The organism is Rhodococcus sp. 06-221-2 (genome assembly GCF_002258365.1).
GTDB lineage: Bacteria > Actinomycetota > Actinomycetes > Mycobacteriales > Mycobacteriaceae > Rhodococcoides > Rhodococcoides fascians.
The window spans coordinates 138,883-163,517 of record NZ_NOYJ01000024.1; the positions used below are offsets into that span (position 1 = coordinate 138,883).

General features: G+C 59.9%; 9 protein-coding genes. All 9 read left to right on the forward strand.

The features are described from left to right. Positions 1–112: 112 nt before the first annotated feature. The 9 genes from CH281_RS12160 (at position 113) to CH281_RS12210 (ending at position 24,634) form a co-directional block, all read left to right on the forward strand. Positions 113–1,255, forward strand: coding sequence for a DNA cytosine methyltransferase (locus tag CH281_RS12160; RefSeq protein WP_094694318.1), 1,143 nt, complete (start codon positions 113–115; stop codon positions 1,253–1,255). A 190-nt stretch (positions 1,256–1,445) separates the two neighbouring features. Continuing rightward, positions 1,446–4,355 (forward strand): helicase-related protein, encoded by a 2,910-nt coding sequence (locus tag CH281_RS12165; protein WP_094694320.1) that lies wholly within the window; start codon positions 1,446–1,448, stop codon positions 4,353–4,355. Further along, the gene (locus CH281_RS12170; RefSeq protein ID WP_094694322.1) at positions 4,352–9,082 is read left to right on the forward strand and encodes an Eco57I restriction-modification methylase domain-containing protein; all 4,731 of its coding nucleotides are present in this window, start codon (positions 4,352–4,354) and stop codon (positions 9,080–9,082) included. Before CH281_RS12165 ends, CH281_RS12170 begins: the two co-directional genes overlap by 4 nt. After that, entirely contained in the window at positions 9,082–15,465 is a 6,384-nt protein-coding gene (locus tag CH281_RS12175; RefSeq protein ID WP_094694324.1) for a DEAD/DEAH box helicase, read from the forward strand. The genes CH281_RS12170 and CH281_RS12175 overlap by 1 nt, the downstream gene beginning before the upstream one ends. Before the next feature lie 40 nt (positions 15,466–15,505). Further along, the gene (locus CH281_RS12180) at positions 15,506–17,731 is read left to right on the forward strand and encodes a 3'-5' exonuclease (RefSeq protein ID WP_094694326.1); all 2,226 of its coding nucleotides are present in this window, start codon (positions 15,506–15,508) and stop codon (positions 17,729–17,731) included. 43 nt (positions 17,732–17,774) lie between these two features. Continuing rightward, positions 17,775–19,445, forward strand: a complete 1,671-nt coding sequence (locus CH281_RS12185; RefSeq protein WP_094694328.1) for a DUF262 domain-containing protein — start codon at positions 17,775–17,777, stop codon at positions 19,443–19,445. A 569-nt stretch (positions 19,446–20,014) separates the two neighbouring features. After that, complete coding sequence (locus tag CH281_RS12200; RefSeq protein ID WP_143544801.1) at positions 20,015–20,764, forward strand: hypothetical protein; 750 nt, start codon at positions 20,015–20,017, stop codon at positions 20,762–20,764. A gap of 538 nt (positions 20,765–21,302) precedes the next feature. Then, positions 21,303–21,794, forward strand: coding sequence for a hypothetical protein (locus CH281_RS12205; protein ID WP_143544802.1), 492 nt, complete (start codon positions 21,303–21,305; stop codon positions 21,792–21,794). A 107-nt stretch (positions 21,795–21,901) separates the two neighbouring features. Next, positions 21,902–24,634 (forward strand): PD-(D/E)XK nuclease family protein, encoded by a 2,733-nt coding sequence (locus tag CH281_RS12210; RefSeq protein ID WP_256983490.1) that lies wholly within the window; start codon positions 21,902–21,904, stop codon positions 24,632–24,634. Position 24,635: the final 1 nt, after the last annotated feature.

A 24,635-nucleotide genomic window follows, 5' to 3' on the forward strand; every position in this document is an offset into this window, starting at 1 on the left:
GCGTGGATGCCCGGTATGGGCGTTCTGTGTTGGTCGAACTGTACGACGTTGGTGCGACACCGGTAGCGGCTGGCACGGTCTGGCACCTTGATGTGTCGTAAACTTCGCGGTCATGGACGACAGCCGTAGTGCCGCTGGTGACCTGTCTGGTCACTCTGTCGTCGACTTGTTTGCCGGTCCGGGGGGGATAGATGTTGCCGCGACCTGGCTGGGAATGAAGACTCACGGCATCGAATGGGACGACGATGCATGCGCAACCCGTCACGCGGCCGGGTTGCAGACAACACACGCGGATGTGCGTTCGCTCGGTCCGAGCGATTTCCCGGATGCGACCGTACTTGCGGGCGGCCCGCCATGTCAGACGTTCACGGTGGCCGGCTCCGGTGCTGGGCGGGACTCGCTCGCTAATGTTCTCGGATTGATTGACCGCCTTGGCCGTTTCGAGGACATCGGGGCCGCCCTGGAACGGTTCGACGACGAACGAACCGGGCTCGTTTTGGAGCCGCTCCGCTGGGCGGCTGAGGCGGTGAGAGCCGGGCGGCCATTCGAGGCAATTGTGCTCGAGCAGGTACAGACGGTACTGCCGGTGTGGGAGGCAATGAAGCCCGTACTGGAATCGTTCGGCTACGAGGTCCAGTGCGCGGTGCTGCGAACCGAAGAATTCGGGATACCGCAAACCCGGCGCCGAGCAGTGCTGGTGGCGAACCGTGTCGCAACGCCTATCCGTCCTATCAACACCCATCAGCCGTATCGCGCGGGTGTGGATCGAGGTGCCGGGGAGGAGCATCTGCGGGCCTGGGAATCGATGGGGTCCGCACTCGGGAGGTCAGGCTGGTTCGAGGTGGTATCGAACTATGGTTCGGGTGGTGTTTCCACGGCACGAGGCCGGCGCAACTCGGATCAGCCCTCCGCGACGGTCACCGGAAAAATCTCTCGCAACAGAATTTTCGATTCGCACGGTGCCGAACTGCCCCGGTTCACACGCTACGAGGCTGGTCGGTTGCAATCCTTCCCCGCTGATTACCAATGGGTTGAATCGGCGTGGGCACAGCAGGTAGGCAACGCCATGCCACCTAGGCTCGCCGTGCACGCGCTGGCCGCTGCTTTCGGGCTCGTGCCGTCATTACCTCAGCTGGACGCGAAGGTCAGCGGTAGTTGGATCGCTGAACCGACCTCCGCCATGCCCATCGAGTTGCGGCGACCCCCTCTCGATTCCCTCTGGCAGCTCGATTTGGACACTGTTGCGACGATGTGACGGTGCGACTGCTGGTGGCGATTTGTCATCAGGACTCCTGGCGTGCCTCGCGGCCCGCGTCGGAAACCGACCATGGGAACTTGCGTCGGCCTAACGAACTGACCGTTAGGGTTGTGTTCAAGTCGGCATTGAACAGGCGAGAGGACCACCGCGCGTGACATTGAGCGTTACCCCCGAGAGTTCAGGTGCAATGGATGATCGCCCGTTCAACGCCGCACCAGGGTCGATCGTCGAGGTTCGCGACGAGGAATGGTTGGTCTCCTCGGTCGAACCGACATCGGACGGACACGTTGTCCACGTGTTGGGGCTCTCGGATCTGGTTCGCGACACCGAGGCGTCCTTCTCGACGGCGCTCGATACGGTGATTGTCGTCGATCCCACTGATGTCACGGTCGTCGCCGATACCTCCGATAAGTTTCGTAGATCGCGACTGTGGTTGGAATCCATGCTTCGCAAGACACCTGTAGCGATTGCGGATCCGAGTTTGGCCACTGCGCACCGGGCACTGGCCAGACCTCTCGAATACCAGTTCAAGGCAGTGCGTCAGGCTCTCGATCCCGACAACCTCCGACCCCGTATCCTGCTTGCTGACGCCGTCGGGTTGGGAAAAACTCTCGAGATCGGGATGATTCTCGCCGAGTTGGTGCGCCGAGGCCGTGGTGAACGAATCTTGGTCGTGACACCCAAGCACGTGCTCGAGCAGATGCAGATGGAGCTGTGGACTCGTTTCGCGCTGCCGTTCGTCCGTCTCGATTCGGCTGGCATTCAACGGATTCGGCAAATTCTACCTGCCACCCGGAACCCGTTCACCTATTACAAGCGGGTCATCATCTCGATCGACACTCTCAAAAGCGACCGCTACCTGAACCACCTCCGTAAGCAGCAGTGGGATGCGGTCGTCATCGACGAGTCGCACAACGTCACCAATGTTGCGGCGCAGAACAATCGACTCGCACGCCTGCTTGCCTCGCGAACCGATGCTTTGATTCTGGCGTCGGCGACACCGCACAACGGTCGCGCGGAATCGTTTGCCGAGCTCATTCGCATGCTCGATCCGAGCGCGGTATCCCCCTCGGGCGAGCTCGACACCGAACAAGTGAAGAAGCTGGTGATTCGGCGACATCGGCACCATCCCGATGTAGCCAGCGAGGTCGGCGACGCGTGGGCGGAACGTCAGCCGCCGCGAAACATCACGGTTCCGGCGTCGGCGAGTGAGGATGCGGTGGCCCGTGAGCTAGAAGATGTGTGGCTCTGGCCCGAGCAAGGCCGGTCGGCGTACTCGGGGTCGACACGGTTGTTCCCGTGGGTACTCGCAAAAGCGTTTCTTTCCTCGCCCGATGCGCTCACCCAGTCGATTACCGAGCGCCGCAAACGGTTGGATCCCGATGACCTCGACGCAGCGCGGGAGATCGGCGCCCTCGATCATCTCGATGAGCTGGTCCAAGCAACCCCGCTGCGCAAGTCGGCCAAGTACATGGCTCTGCTCGCCTACCTGGCCGAGATCGGAGTGAAGCGCAACGGCAATACTCGCGTGGTCGTGTTTGCCGAGCGAGTTGCAACACTCAAGGCTCTCGCACAGGCCTTGTCGGCTGACTTGAAGATGACGCTCACCGATGGCAGTGACTTGGGGAACGTCACTGTGCTGCACGGCGGGCTCAGCGATACCGAGCAGCAGTACATTGTCGAATCGTTCAAGCTCGAATCCTCGCCGATCCTTATTTTGGTGACCGGCGACGTTGCGTCAGAAGGTGTGAACCTTCACTCTCAGTGTCACGACATGGTGCACTACGACATTCCGTGGAGCCTCATCCGCATCGAGCAGCGCAATGGTCGCATCGACCGCTACGGTCAGCGACACCGTCCTCGGATCGTGACGCTTCTCCTCACTCCATCGACCACCCATTTCGCCGGTGACCTCAGGGTGTTGACGCGATTGGTGGAGCGAGAACACGAGGCACATAAGACTTTGGGCGAGTCGTCGTCGCTCATGGGAACTTACGACGTTGCCGCCGAGGAAGAAGCGATCCGCAAGGTGCTTGCCGGCGAAAAAAGCTTGGAGTCGGTGGTGCGATCTGTGGATCAAGTCGTGTCAGGTGGGGGACTCGACGGCCTGCTTGCACAACTCGGCTTTGGCGGGGGATCGGTAGCGGCAGACAAAGAAGCCATGCCCGGTCCGACTCCGAGCTTCGTAGAATCCGCGGACGTATACCCCTCCGAATTCGCGTATCTCTCCGACGCTTTGGAAGAGTTTATCGAAACGCCGAAGCAGCCAGCACCGAACGGGGTGTCATGGAAAGTTCATGCGGCGCAGTCGATTGCGAGCCTTACACCACCGCGCGACCTGAAGCAGCGGCTCCAGGTGCTGCCGCAGTCTTATCTTCGTGCTCGATCGGTCACCGACACGTACAAACTTGCGCTCACTTCGCTGCGAGGAGAGGAGGAACTGCGATCCGCACGTGCGGGGGAGTCCACCTCGACGTGGCCCGAGGCTCACTTTCTCGCTCCACTGCATCCCATTCTGGACTGGGCGGCGGATCGATCCCTCGCTGACCTCGGGCGCCGGCAGATCTTTGCCGTGCGTGGATCGATAGCCGATACAACTGTGCTCGTGCAAGTTACGCAGACCAATTATCGAGGGCAGGTGGTCGCGGCTTCGTACTACACAGTGTCGTTTCCGGATCTGAGTAACCCTACTTTCAATTTTGCGCTCCCGCACAACGGATCCTCGGACGCTATAGCCGCCCTTGGCCTCGGAGATATCAATCGAGTTGACTTGGGCGACGTCGCCCCACTGCTCCCCGTCGTGGCCGCTGCAGTCCGCGCAGCGGATTCTGCAGCAGAGCAGCAGGCAGCGGCTATTCGCGAGGAAACAGAGTCCCGAATTCGAGCGTGGACCTTGCGCGCCGAGCGGTGGACTCACGAAGCCGATGCTCTGATCCAGCGAGATGAATTGCGCCAGCGAACCGAACGCGTGATGCACGAACGTGACGCAGCAGCGACTATGAACCCTGACCGCCGTCTGATACGCCCCCTATTAGTGGCAGTTCCAGACGAACTCGAACTACAGGCCGCCCGCACGACGAGGGAGAGCGATCAGTGAGCACCGCGTCCGACGCGCTGGTAGTCGGCGAAGACTTCATCAGCGAGCACTACTTCACCACTGATGCCACATCTCAGTCTTTCAATGCCCGGGTCCTCGAACGACGCAAGCAATGGGAGACCGAGCGAGCCGATAATCGGTCAACTGCGCGTTCACGTTTCACCGCGCAACGCGGAGATCTGACGCGGAAGTTCCTGGACCTTGCCGAAGTGGCAGACCAGCAGGCGCTCGAGTCTTTGTACTCGATCCTTCGGTCGATCTTCGGATTCGAGGGTCTTCGCTGGGAGTTCACTCGTGTCGGGGCTACCGAGACCGAGGACGGTCCGGCGCTCGCCGTTCGGGCTCGGGGTCTCACGGGCCCCGCACCACTGGTCATCGTGGAAGGTGCCGCAGAGCTCAGTGTCGAGCAGCTGTTGTCGAAAGACGAAAAGACACTGCGAAGCACATTCCGGACCGGAGAAGATGACGCGCCAGGGGAGGCGCTCCACTCCGTCGCGCAATTGCTGTCTCATTTGGCAACGCTGGAGGACGGGCCGCAGTTCATGCTGGTGCTGGCCGGCTCGAAGGCACTCATCACCGAGCGAAGCCGATGGCTCGAGGGACGCTACCTCGCCGTCGATCTGCAACTGGTGTGCGAACGCAACGACGACAAGCGTGGTGGTGAGACCGATCGTGCATTGACGTGTGTGTCGGCAGAGTCGCTTGCCCCGGATGCAGAGGGCAACATCTGGTGGACCACCGTCATCGACGAGTCCGCCAAGCACACAGTGGGGGTGTCCAAGGACCTTCGCGAGGGTGTGCGGTTGTCGATCGAACTCATCGCCAACGACGTTGTTGCCCGCCGACGCGTCAAAAGATTAGACCCGCTGCCGGACTCCCAGGCGCAGACCCTTGCGGCGCAATCACTGCGCTACCTCTATCGCATCCTCTTCTTGCTGTATGCAGAAGCGCGTCCCGAACTCGGCGTCTTGCCCACGGGTGAACAAACCTACGAGCGCGGTTACAGCCTCGACCGTCTCCGCGAGCTACTCCTCGTCGAGTTGGTGACGCCGCGAGCCGAAGACGGCACGCACTTCTACGATTCGCTGCACGTGCTGTGCCAGTGGGTGGACAGCGGCCACAACGGGTCCTCTGATGATTCGACGCGAGCCGACGGCTTGACCTTCCGGAACCTCAAAGCCGATCTCTTCCTCCCGGCCGCAACATCTTTGATCGACGAGGTCAAGCTCAGCAACTCAGCTGTGCAGAAGGTGTTGCGACATTTGTTGCTCAGCAAGGAGTCTCGTGGGCGTGATCGCGGGTTTATCTCCTACGCCGACCTCGGTATCAACCAGCTCGGCGCGGTATACGAAGGGTTGATGAGCTACACGGGCTTCTTCGCGAAGGACACTCTGTTTGAGGTCGCGAAGAACGGTGACTCGTCGAAGGGATCCTGGGTCGTCCCAGAGGGACGAACGGAAGGCATCGCGGAACGTGACTTCGTCACGGTGAAAAACGATCTCACCGGCGAACCTGTCAAAGTGCGACACGAACTGGGCACGTTCGTCTATCGGCTGGCCGGCCGCGAGCGTCAACAGTCGGCGTCCTACTACACACCTGAAGTGCTGACGAAATTCACTGTCGGTCAAGCTCTCGCGGAACTTCTCGATCAAGACGGGTTGACGACCACCGCAGACGAGGTTCTCTGCATTACTGTCTGCGAGCCTGCCTTGGGTTCGGGTGCGTTCGCGATCGAGGCTGTGCGCCAGCTTGCAGATCAGTATCTGACACGTCGCCAACGTGAGCTGGGTGAGCGAGTTGAGCCCGAGGAGTACCCGGTCGAGCTGCAACGGGTGAAGGCGTACATCGCCCTGCATCAAGTGTATGGAGTCGATCTGAACGCCACCGCCGTCGAGTTTGCCGAGATCTCGCTGTGGCTCGACACTATGGCGAAAGATCTTGACGCCCCCTGGTTTGGTCTGCACCTACGGCGAGGCAATTCCCTCATCGGTGCTCGGCGCGCGCTCATTCCCAGTGGACAATTGACGTCCCGTAACTGGCTGGACGCCACACCGGTCGATGTTCGGTTCGCAGACAGCGCGCCTGGACAGCCGATCACAGGTATCAAGAACGGCATCCACCACTTTCTGCTCCCCACCAGTGGTTGGGGCGCGACGGTCGAAGCGAAAGAGGCTCGAGAGCTTGCGCCCGAGGCCCTCGCTGATCTCAAGGCGTGGCGAAAAGATCTCAAGCCCAAGCCGACTCCTGAGCAGTTACGCAAGCTCAGAGATCTTGCGGGTCGCGTCGAAACCCTGTGGCTACTAGCGTCGAAGAGGCTCGAGATTGCCGAGCGTGAAATCCGTCGGCCAATCCCAGTGTGGGGTCGCGATCCGGAGGTGGTCGAGACACTCGTGTCACGCGATGAGATCGAAAAGTCACTAGCCAATCCCGACGGTGCATATCGGCGGCTGCGTCGCGTGATGGATGCATGGTGTGCGCTGTGGTTCTGGCCACTGGTGGATGACGACGCATCCGTAGGCGGCGATCTCGTGGAGCCGCCCACTCTCGATCAGTGGATTGAGACCTTGAGTGGGTTACTGGGCTCACCGGTTGCGAAATCGGCGCGCGAGAAGAAGGACGGGCAGCTGAACCTGTTTGCAATTTCGACCTGGGATGAACTCGAAGTGACAGAGTCCAACGAGCTGGTCTTTGCACAAGCTGCGAAAATTGATGCCCTGAAAACCGGGTGGCCGTGGTTGGAGGTTGCTGAGCGAGTTGCTCAGCGGCAAGGATTTTTTCACTGGGAGCTCGAATTCGCTCCAGTCTTCAGCCGTGGTGGTTTCGACTTGCAGGTGGGCAATCCGCCCTGGGTTCGGCCACGTTCGGACGTCGATGCGCTTTTGGCCGAGGGTGATCCGTGGTTCCAGCTCACACCTCGTCCTACTCAGTCGATCTACCGTGCTCGACGGGAGGCAACACTGGAAATTTCGGGTATCCGCAATCTCGTTGTTGGAGGCACGTCTGACGTGGCCTCGGTCGCGGCCTTCGTCGGGGATCCAGCGCATTATCCGCACCTGGCCGGTCTGCAGCCTGACCTCTACCGATGCTTCATGGAACAAACGTGGCGTCACAAATCCAAGCACGGGACAATTGCACTTGTCCATCCGGAATCGCATTTCACTGACGAGAAGGCGGGGTTGCTTCGGCGGGCTTCATATGAACGATTGCGTAGGCACTGGCAATTCGCCAACGCGCTCTTTCTTTACGAGGTACACGATCAGGTCGTGTTCGGCGTACATATTTACGGTTCACCTCGCTCGACTAATTTTATAAGTGCATGCTCGCTCTATCATCCCGATACAGCTGAACGGTCGCTCAAGCATGATGGATCCGGGCCCGAGCCTGGCCTCAAGAATGCCGAAGGAACGTGGGAACTTAGTCCGCACGCGGACCGAATTGTTAACGTTGACGACGATGTGTTGCAGTCGTGGAAGGACGTCCTCGAGGCCGAAGAAGTTCCTGTCCGTCACACACGTATGGTCTATACGGTCAACCGATCGGCAGCCAGCGCATTGCAAAAGCTTGCCGACGCTCGAAGACTCGGTGAGCTCGGCTTGGAGTTCTCAAGCGGCTGGCATGAAAAGAACGATCGGACCAAAGGATATTTCGATTCCAAGTGGGGGATACCGGATAGTTGGGATGAAGTCATCCTGCAGGGCCCCCACCTATTCGTGAGTAATCCATTTTACAAGTCGCCGAACCAGACGATGAAACACAACCAAGACTGGTCGACCGTCGATCTCGAAGCGCTCGCGCCGGACGCAATCCCCGCTACGTCGTACAAGCCTGTGGGGAGCCGTGCGAGATACGACGCTGGGTACACGTCATGGGAAGTGCCGGGTGAGGATGGGGTACTGGAGACAGTGCGCGCACGGGATTGTTATCGGGTGGCGTGGCGAGCAATGGCTGCCAACACGGGTGAGCGCACACTTATTGCCAGCACGATTCCGCCAGGCGCGTCCCATATCAATGGTGTTTTCTGTGTTGGTCTACCTTCCGGCTCACTTCGAGATCTCATGCTGGTTGCTGCTTGCTCGTCGTCGCTTGTCGCAGACTTCGGTGTGAGGGCGGCTCCGAAGAGCGGTATTTACCAGAACGTATTCTATCGGCTTCCCCTGGTGGGCGATTCAACTATCTCCCAATTGCTGATTGGGCGAACTTTGCGATTGCAGTGTGCAACGAACGCCTATCAGCACCTCTGGCGCAGCTGCTACGTCGCAGAAGCGAAAAATGATTCGTGGACCGGAGGGTTCGAGCACTCACGGCGTAGGTCACTGGGTGATGTCAACGAGAGTTGGGATACTGACACCTTTCTTCGTATCGCAGCAGACCGCCGTCAAGCGCTCGTCGAGATTGATGCTCTTGTCGCGCTGGGGCTCGGTCTGACCGCTGACGAGCTGTGCACCATCTATCGCACGCAGTTCCCGGTGCTTTACGGATACGACCGAAAGACGTATCTATACGACACCAATGGGCGACTCGTGCCGAACGAGGTACTGAGCATCTGGCGTCGTAAGGGTGACTCGATCAGCGAGGAGGAGCGCACCGCTACCAACCCGTCTGGCAATACCTACACCTACGAGCTGCCATTTCAATTCCTCGACCGCGAAGCAGATATGCGTGAGGCGTACGCAGAGTTCGAGCGGCGGCTGGGGACTATCGGCGGAACACCGATGGAGACACGCTGATGGCGTCAGAACTTCTGCCCCTCGCTCAGTCCGAGCGGATCACCGCGAGCTTGCTGGACTACCTCGGTACCACCTTTGCCCTCGCCGACCCGGACGCGCGTCGTGCCCTCGATACCTTTCTCGAACATCCAGCAACAGGAATGTTCCGAGGGCCGTACCTGCGTCTCCGGATGCCGTTTCGACCAGCTGAACCCGGCTGGCAGAAGTCGTTGGAGTGGGTCGGCGGTCTGACACCCTACGGACACCAGGCCGCGGCATTCGAGCGACTCAGCAGCGCCAATCTCGGACCGGACAAGTTGCGGCCGCTACCGACGCTCGTCACCACGGGCACCGGATCTGGCAAAACCGAAGCATTCCTCTACCCGATTCTCGATCACGTTCTTCGCTCGAAACGACAGGGCGTCACAGGTACCAAAGCAATCATCCTGTACCCGATGAATGCGCTTGCCAACGACCAGGCTCAACGCCTCGCCGCATTGATCACGCAACATAAGGAGCTCGGTGGCATCACTGCCGCTCTGTACACCGGTGAAAAAGGTTCGACCAGAACAATTGTGGGCAGTGACGGACTCATCACCGACCGCGACGTTATTCGTAGCGTTGCGCCGGATATTTTACTCACCAACTACAAGATGCTCGACCAACTACTCCTACGACATGCCGATGCCGACTTGTGGCGTCAGAGCGCAACCAGCCTGCAGTATTTGGTTCTGGATGAGTTTCATACATATGACGGTGCTCAGGGCACCGATGTGTCTATGCTTCTTCGCCGCTTGGGAATGACCCTGAAGAGCCATTGGTCTGAGGATGAGCCGGACGTATCGTCCGAGGATCGCTCCCGCCCGCTGGGGCGAGTTACGCCTGTTGCTACGTCGGCGACACTCGGTGACGGTAATGATCCGTCGACGATGCTCGAATTTGCGCGCACGGTGTTCGGCGATGAATTCAGCGATGACGCTGTGGTTACCGAATCCCGCGAAGCTCTTTCCGAGTGGGCCGCGGGTGCGGAACACAGGCTCGCCGGCCTCGAGATCCGCCCGGCCGCAATCGACGACGATCGAGTTCTGCGGCTCGCAGCCGCCTCACCCGATGACGACAGTGATCCCGCCGAGGTTGCGCGCGCGGTATTTCGTGCGTTGTTCACCCACCCTGAAAGTCTGACCGACAATCAGATCGATGAAGCGAGTCTGGATCTGGTCAAAGCACATCCGGTCTTCAACCGTTTGGTCCAACGATGTGAAGCCGCTGTTGCCGTTGCCGAGCTGGCAGACCCGGAACTGTTTGCTGGAAACGATGTTGCTGCGTCAGCTGATCTGGCTCGAGTAGATCCGCTCGTGCTTGCCAACGCGCTTCGCTCGCTAGTGACCACCTTGAGCCACGTTCGAGCCGCGTCCGGTCGCACTGCGCCGTCTGTAGATGTACACCTGTGGATCCGAGAACTCACCCGGCTCGATCGCGCAGCGTCCGGTGCGCCTCACTTCGCTTGGGGTGATGACGGTCTGGTCGTAGACGAGGCGGACGCCGAGGGACCGACGGCACCTTTCTTGCCGGCGTTGTACTGTCGGCACTGCAACAGGTCGGGGTGGGGCGTCTTGCTTGCTCCCACCGGTTCGGACCTCGACGTGGACGACACCACTATCCGTCGCCGGAAGCTAGGAGATGACGACAGATTCCGGGCACTGATTCACGCCCCTTCTGAGGGAGACGAGGTCGCCGAATCAGCCCCTTCGTCAACATCTTCGACCAATAAACCTGTCTCTGGTTCCGAGCTGAATTGGCTTGCGGTCGATGATCGCTGCCTCTCGTCGCAGCGTCCTGCCGAATCAGTGGTGGCGGAGGGGGGCGCGTTGCCGGTTCTGGTCAACGTCGGCGATACCGCCGGTGAAGACTCGGTGCGCGACGTCTGCCCGTCCTGCCGGCAGCGCGATGGGATTAGATTCCTGGGATCCGCGATAGCGACGATGCTGTCCGTCTCGCTGTCCACCCTGTTCGGAACACCGGGCCTGGACCCGAGGGAGAAGCGAGCGCTGGTGTTCACCGACAGCGTCCAAGACGCTGCTCACCGCGCAGGATTCGTCCAGGCACGGTCGAGGGCGCTCACACTGCGCACGCTGATCCGGCAAGCGCTCGCCGACGGCGATATGAGCCTCGACGCGCTCGCTCACAAAATGGTCACCATGGCTGGTAACGACCGCGCAAAACGTTACCGGCTACTCCCGCCTGAACTGGCAGATCGCGACGATTTCTCGAAGTTCTGGAGCACGGCACGCTTGGGTCGATCGTCGACGACATTGACCGGATTCGTCACCCAGCGACTGCAACTCGACATCGAGATGGAATTCGGCCTTCGCTCGGCCGTCGGTCGAACGTTGACGAGAACCGGCACAGCTCTCGCCGAAGTGAACATTTCGCGGGCCGTTCTCTTGTCGTGCGCCAAAGAAGTTCTCGATGAGCAGGACGTCCAGCTGACTACCGACACCATCGGCGATGCGCAGATGGTCAGGTGGGTTCGAGGGACTGTCGAGCGAATGCGGAACCGAGGCGCGATCGCCCACGAGTGGTTCGAGAAATACCGAACGGACGACGGCAACCGGTGGTGGATCACTGGTGGTCGCAAGCGGAGTCAAGGAATGCCGGGCTTCGGTCGTGGGTCATCGGCCCCGGGGTTCCCGATGCTGGGGACCACGAACCGTCGAGATAGCGACTTCGAGCCGATCGCGTCGGCTCGAGGTTGGTATGCGAGTTGGGCCGCCAAGACACTCGAGGTCACACCTGCCGAAGGCGCAGTGCTGAGTCGCCTACTGTTCGAGCGGTTGCGCCACCGCGACGTGATCGGCGAATTACCGGGTGGTGCTTTGACTCGGACGTTCCATCTATCGCCGGCATCGATAGTGGCCCGTGCAGTCGAGAGCGAAGAAGCCGTCGCTTTGGTGTGCTCGCATTGCGGTGACTCCATCGTCAGCGGGCAGGAAACCATCGACCAGCTCAAGGGCGGCCCGTGCTTGACTGTCAACTGCACTGGCAAGCTGGAGCAGTCGCCAATAGCCGCGAACTTCTATCAACAGATGTACGCCGTCAACGACATCCGCCGAGTCGTTGCCCGCGAACACACCTCGCTGCTGCCGGATGAGAAAAGGTTGGAGTACGAGTCTCAGTTCAAGGAGACCAATCCGCCTCCCAACGCGCCGAATGTCCTTGTCGCCACTCCGACGCTCGAGATGGGCATCGATATCGGCGACCTGTCCGCCGTGATGCTGTCCTCACTCCCGCGGACGGTGGCGTCGTACCTCCAACGGGTGGGCCGCGCCGGCCGCCTCACCGGAAATGCGTTGGCGCTGGCCTACGTCACCGCACGCGGAGATCAGCTGCCGCGGTTCGCCGATCCCAATGCCACCATCAACGGAGCGGTGCGTCCGCCCGCCACTTACCTCGACGCGGAGGAGATTCTTCGACGGCAGTTTCTGGCATCGATCGCCGACCGTCTTGCTCGTCAAAAGAACGCACCTCATCCGAGGACGACACCAGACGCTTTGGCTGCCGCTGGACCCACCACCTACCTGGGCACGCTGATCGCCGATGCCGAGAGCCATTCGGCACGGTACGTCGACGAATTCGTCGCTGGTTTCTCCACCCTTGCCTCTGATGTAACCGAGCGGTTGCGCGCTTTTACTACGCCGCAGAGTGGTTCCGAGAGCAGTGAATTGGCATCGCGTTGCCATGCAGCGTCAGTGGAGTGGACGCATCGAGTGGAAACCTTGCAGCATCGTCTCAAGGCTGTCGAAGCTGCTATCCCCGAGCTGTTGACGGCCTTCAACAGTACGGTTGCTACCGAGGAAGACAAGGTGGCGTACCGAACCGCCCTCGCGGCGCAACGACTGGTGCGAAACCAACTCGCAGAACTCCGGTCCGAGTATTGGATAAGCGCACTCGAATCGTTCGGACTCTTTCCCAACTACACACTGCTGGACGACTCGGTGACCCTGTCGGTGTCGGTCAACTGGATTCATCCGGAGACCCAGGAGTTCGAGCACACCGAGTTCGAGTTGAGCCGAGGTTCAGCACAGGCACTGCGAGACTTCGCACCCGGATCAACCTTCTACGCAAGCGGATTCGCCATCGCTATCGATGCAGTGGACCTCGGTGCGGATGGAGACGCCGTTCGCGAGTGGGCATGCTGTCCCGAATGCGGTTTCGTCGCCGATCTCGGAGAAGGCGGCGTCGCGCCGTCGCAGTGCCCCCGGTGTGGAACTGTTGCGATAGCCGACATCGGCCAACGGTTACCCGTTGTTGAGCTGTCGAGCGTCTCGGCTGTCATTCGTCGCGAAGAGGCATCCATCGACGACGGGCGAGAAGAGCGCCTACGGACCCCGTACACCGTCATTACCGCAGCCGACATCGACCCGAAGTCGTTCACCCGGCGCTGGTTCGTGGACGGTCTCGGCTTCGGCGCAACTCACCGTCGTTCGATGACGATCCGATGGATCAATACCGGTGGGAGCCGGGGTGGTGGTTCGTCGCGGTTGCTGGCCGGCGGTGAAGTCGAATCCGCAATGTTCCGTGTGTGCTCCGAATGCGGGAAGCTCGACACTGATACTCGACGAAACTCGGCCGGCGAGCACCGACCTTGGTGCTCGTACAGAAAGGCGCTCGAAGAGTCGACTGTCTCTGTCGCACTGGCGCGGTCGTTGACCACGGAAGGCCTTGTCCTTCGGCTGCCGCCCTCGGTGACGTGGGGAGATTCTTTTGCTATCCCCTCACTGTCTGCTGCGGTGCTACTCGGGTTGCGAGAACGGATCGGTGGAGATCCTGATCATCTGCAGATTGTTTCTGTCAGCGACCCATCTCTCAACGGGGACAACCGGCCCGGTCTCTTACTGCATGACGTCGTTCCTGGTGGAACGGGTTATCTGTCGGATCTCGCTGACCCGCAAACGATCTGGGACGTACTTCGGCTCGCACATGATGTCGTCGCTTCGTGCGAGTGCCAGTACGCCGGGAAGCTGGCCTGCGAAAAATGCTTGCTGCCCTTCGCATCGTTCCCCGATGTGAAGTTCACGTCGCGAACTGCTGCCGTACGCCATCTGCGAACTCTGTTGTTGGGCCGCGATCTGCCCAACGACGACGATTCCCCGATCCCAGACACAATGCCGTGGCCGATCACGACGGATGAGCCTCCGTCAATCGACCACGAGTCCAATCTGGAACGTCGGTTCCGAGTCGTCTTCGCAGAAAGGCTGAAAGCCCTCGGCGCGACCATCGTCGAGAAACCAACCGATAGGGGAGTCGCTTGGGACGTCGCGCTCGGGTCGTCCAACAGATGGAGTCTGCGGCCTCAGGAGAACATCCTGGGCAGTAAACCCGACTTCGTTCTGACATCGGCGACACCCGATGTCCCGCCAACTGCAATATTCACGGACGGTTGGCAGTTCCATGCCAGCCCGGCGACGAACCGACTGGCGGACGACGCCGAGAAGCGACGCAATCTCCGCGACGGCGGATATCAGGTAGTCGCTGTCACTCACCAGGACTTGGAGGGGAACCCGTCGACGTCCACGGTTCTGAACGCGGATCACATTCCGAACCTCTTGAAGATGGCGGGCGATCAACTCGCGAAAGGCTCGATAGACCTGGTCTTTGCGACGAGCATCGACCTTCTCCTGGCGTGGATGCAGAGCCCGCAAGCCCACCCTCGTCGAAACCTTGCTCATTGGCTACCGGTCATGGCAATCATGGGGATGGGTACTTCTGCGACACGCACCGGCGGTGCGGCACCGGCAGAACTTGCGCTGAATCTCATGGACGGGAACGTCGTCGAGAAACCTGCGGGCGACACGCTCGTATGGCGTGACCAGGGCTTCGCAGTGTCGGTGCGAGTCCCAGAGGGCAAGTCACTCGGCGAGGCCGAAATTGCCATCGTCATCGACGACAATGACGCGGCACTGTCAGTGGAGACGCGCGATCAGTGGAGAGAGTGGCTTCGTTGGTCCAACCTGCTCGAACTGCGTCCACTCACCGCCGTTGTCACCACACGGCGGCACCTGAGCTCGGCGTCGATGAGCATCGCACCTGCCGATACGCCCGTTCAACCTGTTGCGGCCGATAGTGATTCATTGAGTGGACCGTGGCGCGAGGTCTACGACGGGGTGATCGGCCCCGTACAGGCGTTGGTGACTGCCCTTGCAAAGTTGGGTGTTCCGGTGCCGGAGGTTGGGGAAGAAGTGTCGGGGCTGCCGGTGGAGATTTCGTGGCCAACGTTGCGCATAGCAGTCGATCCCACGCTCGACGGAACAGATCAGCAGGAATTGTCGGAGGCAGGGTGGACACTGTGTGCGGCTGATGCCAAGTCAGTAGCGGAAGCGATTCAAGCTGCGGCGTTGCGCTAGTGCTCATAGTTGACCGTTGGTTCAGAAGGAAGGCGACTCAGTGCCCCAGATTGTGATCGGTCGTGGGCTGGACAAGATCGATGGAAGTCTTCACAAAGCGACCTACGCATTCCTTGCGAAGTTGTCTGCGAACGACGACAACAAGAGTCTGCACATCGAGCCGATCAACAACTCGGCTGATTCCCGCGCGCGAACTGGCCGCGTGGACCTGTCCAACCGAGCAGTGTTGTTCAAACTTCAGGGGAGTGGACAGGAGGCGTCCTACGTCTTCATCGGAACGTTTCAGCACGACGAGGCAATCAAGATTGCTCAAACTCGCCGAATGACGATCAACCCGCGCAACGGTGTGGCTGAACTGTTGCCGGTAGAGGATCTTCCGCCCGTTTTCGTCGCTCCCACGGTGACGGCTGCACGGGCGGAAGCGCTGGAGCTTCCTGACTCCCACGCAGAAAAAACGTTGCGGGAAAGGGAATTCACGGTAGAGCATCTGGCCGATCTGGGGATGGATCACGATTTTGCCGCGGGTGCATTGGACATCAACGACCCGGACGCGCTACTGGAGTATGCCGAGTCGGCACCCGCGACCTGGCAAGGCACCGCCCTCGTGGATATCTTTACGGGTACGTCTCTGACCGACATCAAGGACAAGTACACCCTCGACGCCGATACTTCGGACGAGGGCACCGATGACGACAAGCTGCTCAAGGCACTGCGGCATCCCGCTGCGCAGATGGAGTTTGCCTTCATCGAGGACAACGACGAGCTTCGCGAAGCGATCGAGCGGCCGGATTTCGCGGCGTGGCGTATCTTCCTACACCCGGAGCAGCGAACCTACGCGGGCCGTGACACCAACGGGCCATTCCGCCTGACGGGTGGAGCGGGAACTGGCAAGACTGTCGTCCTCCTGCATCGCGCACGTGAGCTTCACCGAAAGAATCCGGCAGCGCGGATTGTGCTCACCACCTACGGTTCAACGCTTGCCGAAAGCTTGCGATCACAATTTCGGCAACTGGATGCGTCGGTTCCTCTTACCACCGATCTGGGTCAGTCCGGCGTGTTCATCGCGGGAGTCGACTCCATCGCGACCCGCGTCCTCCACAGGTACGAGCCCGCGCTCGGGGGCGAAGCCTCTGGGAACGGTGCAGTCGCAGAGGTTCTCGGCCCCCGCACTGCGGAGGTCTTCAAGAGTCAGGCTCAGGATGCATGGAAGCAGGCGATCGCGACATATGGCGTCGATCTGCCAAGCGATCTCAAAGTGGACTCGTTCTTTGAAGCCGAGTACAGCCTCATCGTGCTGCCGAACCTTGTCACCACTCGCGAGGACTATCTACGTGTGAAGCGAGCAGGACGAGGGGTGTCTCTGAACAGAGCGAAGCGAAACGCGGTGTGGGACGTCATCACTGGTTACCGAGCATCCGCTGCCGCGTCGGGTTCGACTGATTACGAGGAGCGCGCCGCGATTGCCTCGACTGTGTTGCGCGACGACACGAATGATTTGGCGGACCACGTACTCGTCGACGAAGCGCAAGATCTGAGCCCAAGTAGGTTTCTGCTACTGAGAGCTCTCGTACCCGAGGGCAAGAACGACCTCTTCTTTGCCGAGGACACTCACCAGCGAATCTACGGGCAGCGGGTAGTTCTCGGGCGTTACGGAATCAATATCGTGGGCCGCTCGCGGCGGCTGACGCTGAACTACCGCACCACTGAGCAGAACCTGCATTTTGCGCTGCGAATCCTCGCGGGGACTGAGTTCACGGACCTCGGGGACCAGATCGAGTCGTCGGAGGGGTACCGGTCGGCCCGCACCGGGCCGAAGCCGAACCGACTGGAGGTATCCAACCTCACCGAGCAGTATCAGGTTGTTGCCGAGCTCGTCGAGGACTGGATCGAGGCCGGTACAGATCCGGAGTCGATCGGACTCCTCGTATCGACAAAGAAGGAAGGGCAGTCGCTTCCGCGTGCACTCGGTGAACGAAACGTGCGGGCTACCTTCGTCGATCGGGGTTCCGCCTCTGCGAAGGGAACTCCCCAGGTCATGACAATGCACCGCGCCAAGGGCATGGAGTTCGCAAAGGTAGTCCTGGTGGGAGTTGGCGAGAACTCGGTTCCTCGTTCTTACATAATCGACTCCTTGCCCGAGGGGGAGCGAGAGGACGCCTTGCAGCGTGAAAGGTCGTTGTTGTACGTGGCGGCTACTCGAGCGAGAGACGAGTTGGTCGTTGTGTGGACCGGCAAGGCGAGCTCGCTGTTGCCCGGCAACGACTGACACCAGATCATGCACCAGAAAACCAAAGAAGGGCAATGCAACTGTGGTTAACGCCAAACCTACGCATGAGCACTATCCAGCACTGCTGCAGCAGATCAAGAACGGTCTGATCAAGATTCCGCAGTTTCAGAGAGACTTTGTATGGACTGTGTCCAGCTCGGCAAACCTACTGGATAGCGTTGTAAAAGGTTATCCGGTAGGTACATTCATCTTCTGGCACACAGACGAGCGACTGCGAAGCGTTCGAAATATTGGCGGCGACGACCTGCCCGAGCCTCCGGAAGGGCAGATGGTCGATTACGTCCTCGATGGGCAGCAACGTCTCACGAGCCTCTATGCGGCTCTGGAGGGAAAACAGGTTCTGCGTCCGTCGGGGCGGACTGACGATTTCTCCAAGATCTTCGTCGACCTGAAGGCTTCAGGCAGCGACCCGGTCGTGACTGCGGACGTTTCCCGCTGTGAAGCCGGCTCGTTCATCTCGTTGACCGAACTTCTTCATGGCGGACTGAAGATCGCGAAGAAGTACGACGAGAAGTACTGGGACAGCATCGGGGAATACTCAACGCGAATTGAATCGTACAATTTCCCGATTACGCATGTAACAGGCGCATCGATGCCGGTCGCGACGGACATCTTCACTCGAATCAATGTCGGCGGCAAGACATTGACGACCTTCGAGATCATGGCGGCAAAAACCTACGACGAAACCAGAAATTTCGACCTCACCGAGAAGCATGAAGAACTCGTCCAGAAGCTGGCCGCCATCGAGTATGAAACGCTGCCAGAGGCTACGCCTCTCCAGCTGGTTGCCCTATTGCTCTCGCGCGAGTCCAAGCGTGAAGCCATCCTCGAACTCAGACGTGACGCGTTCGTTGATGAGTGGCCGTACGCCGCAGAAGCTATCGAGAATGCCTGTGAATACATTCGCAAGTCGTATGGTGCTCGCGCATCACGCCTGCTCCCTTACAATGGTCTAGTCGTAACTTTCGCTTACTTCTTCCGGAAAACTGACAACAAAGCACCGACCTCCGAACAGCAGAGACTGCTCGCTGACTTCTTTTGGCGTTGCAGCCTTGGTAACAGGTACTCGTCGTCCCTGGACTCGAAGCTGGCACAGGACATCCTTCGGGTGGACAAAATAATCGCTGAAACACAGCCTAAGTATGACTGGCCAGTCGACATCAAAGCCGACTTCATCTTGAGTAATGGGTGGTTCACTCCCAGCCGCGCTTTCGCGAAGGCGATATTGTGTTTACTGGCGCATCATCAGCCGCGTTCCTTTGACAACGGTGCTCCGGTGACAATCGGAAATGATTACCTGAAGCAGGCCAATAGTAAGAACTACCACCATATTTTTCCAAAGAGTCTATTGGAAAAGCAGGGCTTCACGAGGCAGCAGAGCAACACTGTCGCAAATATCGCGATCATCGATGCGCATCTGAATAAGAACAAGATCAGGGCCAAGGCGCCATCTGTGTACCTGGGTGAGTACAAGAAGACAAACAAGCTGTTCCAGCAATCGATGGAATCGCACCTCATGGGTGACTTTGTTTTTTCAGGCTGGCGTGCGGACGATTACACCGCGTTCCTTCGCAAACGGGCAGAGGCGATCAGCGCGGAGCTCGGTAAGTATGTCATTTATCAAGATGTAGACGACAATGGGCAAGAGGTCAGGACAGATGACTTGGAGGAGGATGACGCCTTGGTGGACTGAAATTTGGTCATAATCATCGGAGTGAATTGGACCTGACTGAGAGTGGTGCAAAATGGCTAATGATTTTGAATACGTAGGTGAGCAAAATGGTCGGGCCGGGTTCAGGGAGAAGTCGACGGGCGTGGGGTACTCGCTCGATATTTGGAATCAGGACCAGTTGCAGTTACTTGATGGTGACGAACTGGTGGTGCCCATGGACGGCAAGGGTGCGGTGTGGTCGATAAGAGAGAACCGGATTGTGAGGTGGGATTACAACTTTCCTTCAAGCTAACGCCAACAGCCCTCAATGACGGGTTATAGTTCCGGTATTTTCCTGTCCACAGTTTGTGCCAGTGCCCTGTTGCCTGGGTCCACAGCGTGGAGCGGTTTCGGATCAATGAATTTCTCGTTCGATCATGCGCAACGACCAGTTGCACTCGGAACTCCCGAATACAATGCTGCCCTCTGCTTTCGCTCACTCTGAAGGAGAGGCGGCTATTAAGTGGTCCGAGCTCTTGACCGGCTGTTTGAGGGACGCTGAGTAGGCACTTGCTCTACTAGAGCTTTGGACTTAGGGATGGGAGTGACCGGTGAAGGACATTTCGTCCATGTTGTCGAGCATCGAGAGCGCCATCAGCAATTCTTGCGACGGCGGTTCCGTCCCTGCTGACCTCAGTGCACGGTGGTTCGGCGAACAAGTGACGGCGTCGAGGTCTGACCCGGCCCAGATGGCGAAGTGGGCCTCGTCCACCGTTATCGATGACAACGTGCAAGCGCCGGTGTTGGACGAGCGTGTGTTCTCGTGGCTGCATCATGGCGTAGCCGGTGCCTTCGGTTTTCCCATCGGGCACGCGGGACTCATGCACGTCTACGGCTACTTGCTGTCCTCGGTCGAAACTCCGTACGGCCTGAAGCGGTTGAGGTGGTTGACCGCTGATCTGGCGAATGCTTTCGGGCTCGAGTCGTCGTTTTTCTTCCCAACTGCTTCGACGGTGCCGCTGATGGAACGTGTTGCGTCAGCGGTGTTACCGACATTGATCGATCCGACTGCAGACAGTCGGACGGTGTTGGCCATCGACGAGGTCGTCGATTGTCGTCGGCGGATGCGAACCGTCTACATCCGTGACCGCATTACCGATTCCACTGCGCTGCTCTACGGTTCGGTGTCCGGGGATGATGTTCAGATCGTAACCGCATTCCCGATCGGGCCTATGACTTCGCAATCTGTGCAGGATCGTCTTGCGGAGCCGGCGAGGTATCGCTACAACTACGCTCCGGCCGACGCGGAACCGGGTAGCCACTTCGACGGAACGGTCCAAGTGGTGACGTCCGCGTTTTGAGAATTGTGGTGCGACCAGCTGTTCGCTCGAAGAGTCGTCAGCACGTAAGACGATCGAAACGGTGCAAACAGGCCGAGCATGGACGACTTTGGAATTAGCTTTCCTTCCTGGTCGAAGACTGCTGCTCGGAAGTGTCTGATAGGTCGCGGCCGCGGTTCAGGGCTCTCAAGACGGGTGATCGTGCGGGCATCAGCTGAGACTCGCTGATATTGCACGATGGGCACGCCGACACCAAGCTGGCGAGAACGTCGATTCCAACCCTCGACCGCGGCAGCAATTGATCGACATGGGCCTCCGGCCCACGCGCGTCGAACAGTAGAAGCACGATGGACCGAAGTTGCAGGTGCCTGATACTTGGAGCGACTGCTGCCTGTTCGGCGTGACGGGGGTGCGAAAAGACACGTATCTACTCCGAAATTTGGCGTTCCGGGCGAAGCGGTCCGGTGATCGACGAAGACAACGGTCACAGAGCTGTGGAATGGCCACGGACAAGAGCGCCGCGCCATGACGTAATGAAACACTTTACCGCGTAAACGAGATGAACCAGAACGTAGGTTTATGTCGATCGAGGAGAACACAAATTACCGCAACTGATGTTATCTATGGAGTGCACGACGGTCAGCTCGTCTTTGTCGGGCAGTCGCTTGGCGAAGAGCTCGCCATGCTTCGCAAGGGGCTCGCAACCTGGGGAGAGGCAGAAGCAAGACTGAGCCCAACCCGGTGGAAGCAGATCATCGACAGGCTGGCCGACGCCGAAATCGCCGTGCCAGAGAATGGCCAGTCGTTCGTTCTGGACGACATTCCTGGGCATCTCGACGGTGACTGGCCCGAATGGCCGGCTCGGCTGATGCTGACCCTGGTTCCTCGTTCGATCGCCGAGAAATACGGTAAGAAGGCCGACAGCGTGATGAACGGACAGTTCCTCGAATTCGACGCAGCCGACGTGGAGAAGGTCGTTGCCGAGATGAACGCCGCAGGGTTCACCTGTGTCAGGAACGACAGCCTCGTGGCAGTCGCGAGCGGGTTCTGAGCGGTTGTACAGGTGAAGAATCGATGAGTCGCGATCTCTATCTAGAGCTTTCTGAAGCGGTATTTCGGGCTAAGGCTGCGGACCCACTCTCGCGGGTCACGGTGATCGTGCCCAGTCGAGGTTCCATCCGAGACGTGCTGCAGTACCTTGCCCGGCACGGCGGGGTCGCCAACACTCGAGTCCTCACACTCGAGTTGGCCGTCGACACACTAGCTTCCCCCGCACTGGCACCCCGCGTGCCACTGCCGTTCCCGTATCTCGCCGCGTCCGTGCAGAAAGTGCTCGCCGACAAGCCCGGAGTGTTCGTCGACGTCGCAGATCAGCCCATCACCGCCGAAGCTTTGGCGGCTGCCTCGCGCACGCTCGGTGCGGTAGCTGATCCGTCACCCGCCGATCCAACTCCTCTGGTGCGGGACATGCTCCGCATCCACATTGCCGCGACCTCCGCGCACAGCGAGACGCACTACCTTCCGCACGAGGCATACGCCGCCGCAATATCGCGCATCGATGAGCTGGGTGATGTGGTTGTGCTTCTCCCGACGGCTGCGGACGCGGGAGCGGCGCAGTTTCTCGACGCTCTCACCAACCGTGGTCAGCTGATTGAGAGCGATGCTGGGCCGCTCGGCACCATTGTGATTCATGCATCCGACGCCGACGACGAGGTTCGGTCCATCACCAGGCTTGTCCGGCAGCATCTCGCGGCCGGACTTCCCGGACACCGGATCGGTGTGTTCTTCGCGAACGCCGATCCTTACCTACGGTTGATCCACGAACACTTCGACAGCGCGGGAATCGAATTCGCTGGCGAGCAATGCCACACGATGAAGCATCGGCCGGTCGCACGATCGCTCCGACGGCTGCTTAACATCGATACCGACGTCATGCCCCGACGCGAACTGCTGTCGATCCTGTCCGAACGCGCGGTGACCTGGTACTACGGAACTCCTATCGCAGCTATTCCACTCCGGCGCGTCGAGCGTCTGACTCGCGCAAGGATCAAGATTGTCGGCGGCTCCGACTGGGAAAAACTCACAGAGCTGGACCCAGAGGACCGTGACGCCAACGTCGCCACAGCATTGCATTCCTTGATTACCACCCTCCGCGATGATCTCAACGCGGTCGCAAACGCCGCGACGTGGTCGGAGGCATCGCGATACGTGATCGACGTCGTAGGGGCGTACTTCAAGAGCCGGTCGAAGCAGCCAGATGATCCGACCACCAGAGACTTACGTGCCTTGATGACGATCTGCGAGGAGCTCGGCGAGCTGGACGGCGTGGCACCGCCTCCTACCCTGTCGGGAATCGTCAACGCGATCTCCGTGCGAATCGATGCTGTTTCGGAGACAGTCGGAACCACAACATCGGCCGTCACCGTCGGCCCACTGGCCGCCGGCGCAGGACGGGCCTTCGCTGTGTGCATTGTCCTCGGCGCGGCCGAAGGCATTCTCCCTGCCACACGTCGCGAGGATCCGCTGCTGCCGAGCGCACTCGTCGGCCGTACTCTCGCCGACGAGATCCAGCAACAGAAATCTCAGTTGCTGGCCACGCTGGCGTCGGGACAGAAGCACCGCGTCGTTGCCTTCCCTCGCGGGAGCATGCGCGGGGGAGCGGAGAAGGTGCCGTCGCGCTGGCTCATGCCCACGCTCGATGCCCTGTCCGGAAACAAGATCGGCGTCGTCGACTGGCAGAAGCAGACTGCGAACGTCGAGTCCATCGTCACGGTCGAGTCGTTCGACGTCGCGACACAAACCGTCGATCCTCGTATCGGCGTCAGTGCAGCCTCGGAGACCGAATGGCGCCTGCGCGCACTGGTAAAGCATGCAGCAGATGACCGCCGGGGCGCTCTGGACGATTCGATTGTCAACGCGGGGATGGAACTTCGCAGCGACAGACTGAAGGGCAAATTCACCCGCTTCAACGGCAACGTTTCCCACATCGAGAACGCCGTCACGTTCTTCGACAAACCGGTGTCGGCGAGCAGGCTCGAAGACTGGGTGGCGAGCCCGTACCGCTTCTTCGTCAAGACAGTCCTCGGCGTCGACACACTCGATGACCCCGACGACGCCGCGCAGCTCGATCCGCTGACCCGCGGCAACCTGATTCACCTTTCCCTCGAGCGCTACGTCCAAGGAACGATCGACGGCATCGACGCAACTCTCGATCACCTCATCGAGGTCTCCGAAGAGGTCCTGGCCGACGCCCGCGTCGACGCTCCCGGATGGCTGCCGCAGCTGTGGGAGAAAGACAGCAGCATCATCCGTCGCGAACTTGTCGAGTGGTTCGAGCTCGACCGAACCGACCGCGAAACGGGATGGACGCCAACGCACGTCGAACAGAACTTCGGCGTCGAACCCGATGCCGTGGTGCTCGACCTAGCCGGCGAGAAGATCGCGTTCGCCGGGAAGATCGACCGGATCGACCGGCATACCGACGGCCGAATTCGGGTGACCGACTACAAGTCCGGTCAGGCGACGTCGTACAAGAAGCTCTCCGGATCCGAGCCGACCGACGGCGGTACCAAGTTCCAGCTTCCCGTGTATGGACTCCTGGCGCTGACGATGGGTGACGACGTCACGACGCGCTACTGGTTCGTCAACCACAAAGCGAGGTACGAGACGATCGGCTATCCGCTCACCGATGCCGCGGTCGAGGTGCTTAAAGCAGACATCTTTCGGGTGCACCGGATGATTCGAGCCGGGTACTTCCCGCCGCGTCCACCGGACAGTTTCTGGGCCAACCCGCTGATCGACCTCATCGGGACAGCCGGACTGGAACGAGCATGGTCGAGTCTGCGAGACGTGCCCGAGCTCGCCGACTACCGCGCGAAGTACGGAGACTGAC

What these genes read in the sequence shown, in the direction of transcription:
- CH281_RS12160 (WP_094694318.1), top strand. Translation starts at nt 113, where the DNA reads ATGGACGACAGCCGTAGTGCCGCTGGTGACCTGTCTGGTCACTCTGTC.
- CH281_RS12165 (WP_094694320.1), top strand. Translation starts at nt 1,446, where the DNA reads ATGGATGATCGCCCGTTCAACGCCGCACCAGGGTCGATCGTCGAGGTT.
- CH281_RS12205 (WP_143544802.1), top strand. Translation starts at nt 21,303, where the DNA reads ATGAACCAGAACGTAGGTTTATGTCGATCGAGGAGAACACAAATTACC.
- CH281_RS12175 (WP_094694324.1), top strand. Translation starts at nt 9,082, where the DNA reads ATGGCGTCAGAACTTCTGCCCCTCGCTCAGTCCGAGCGGATCACCGCG.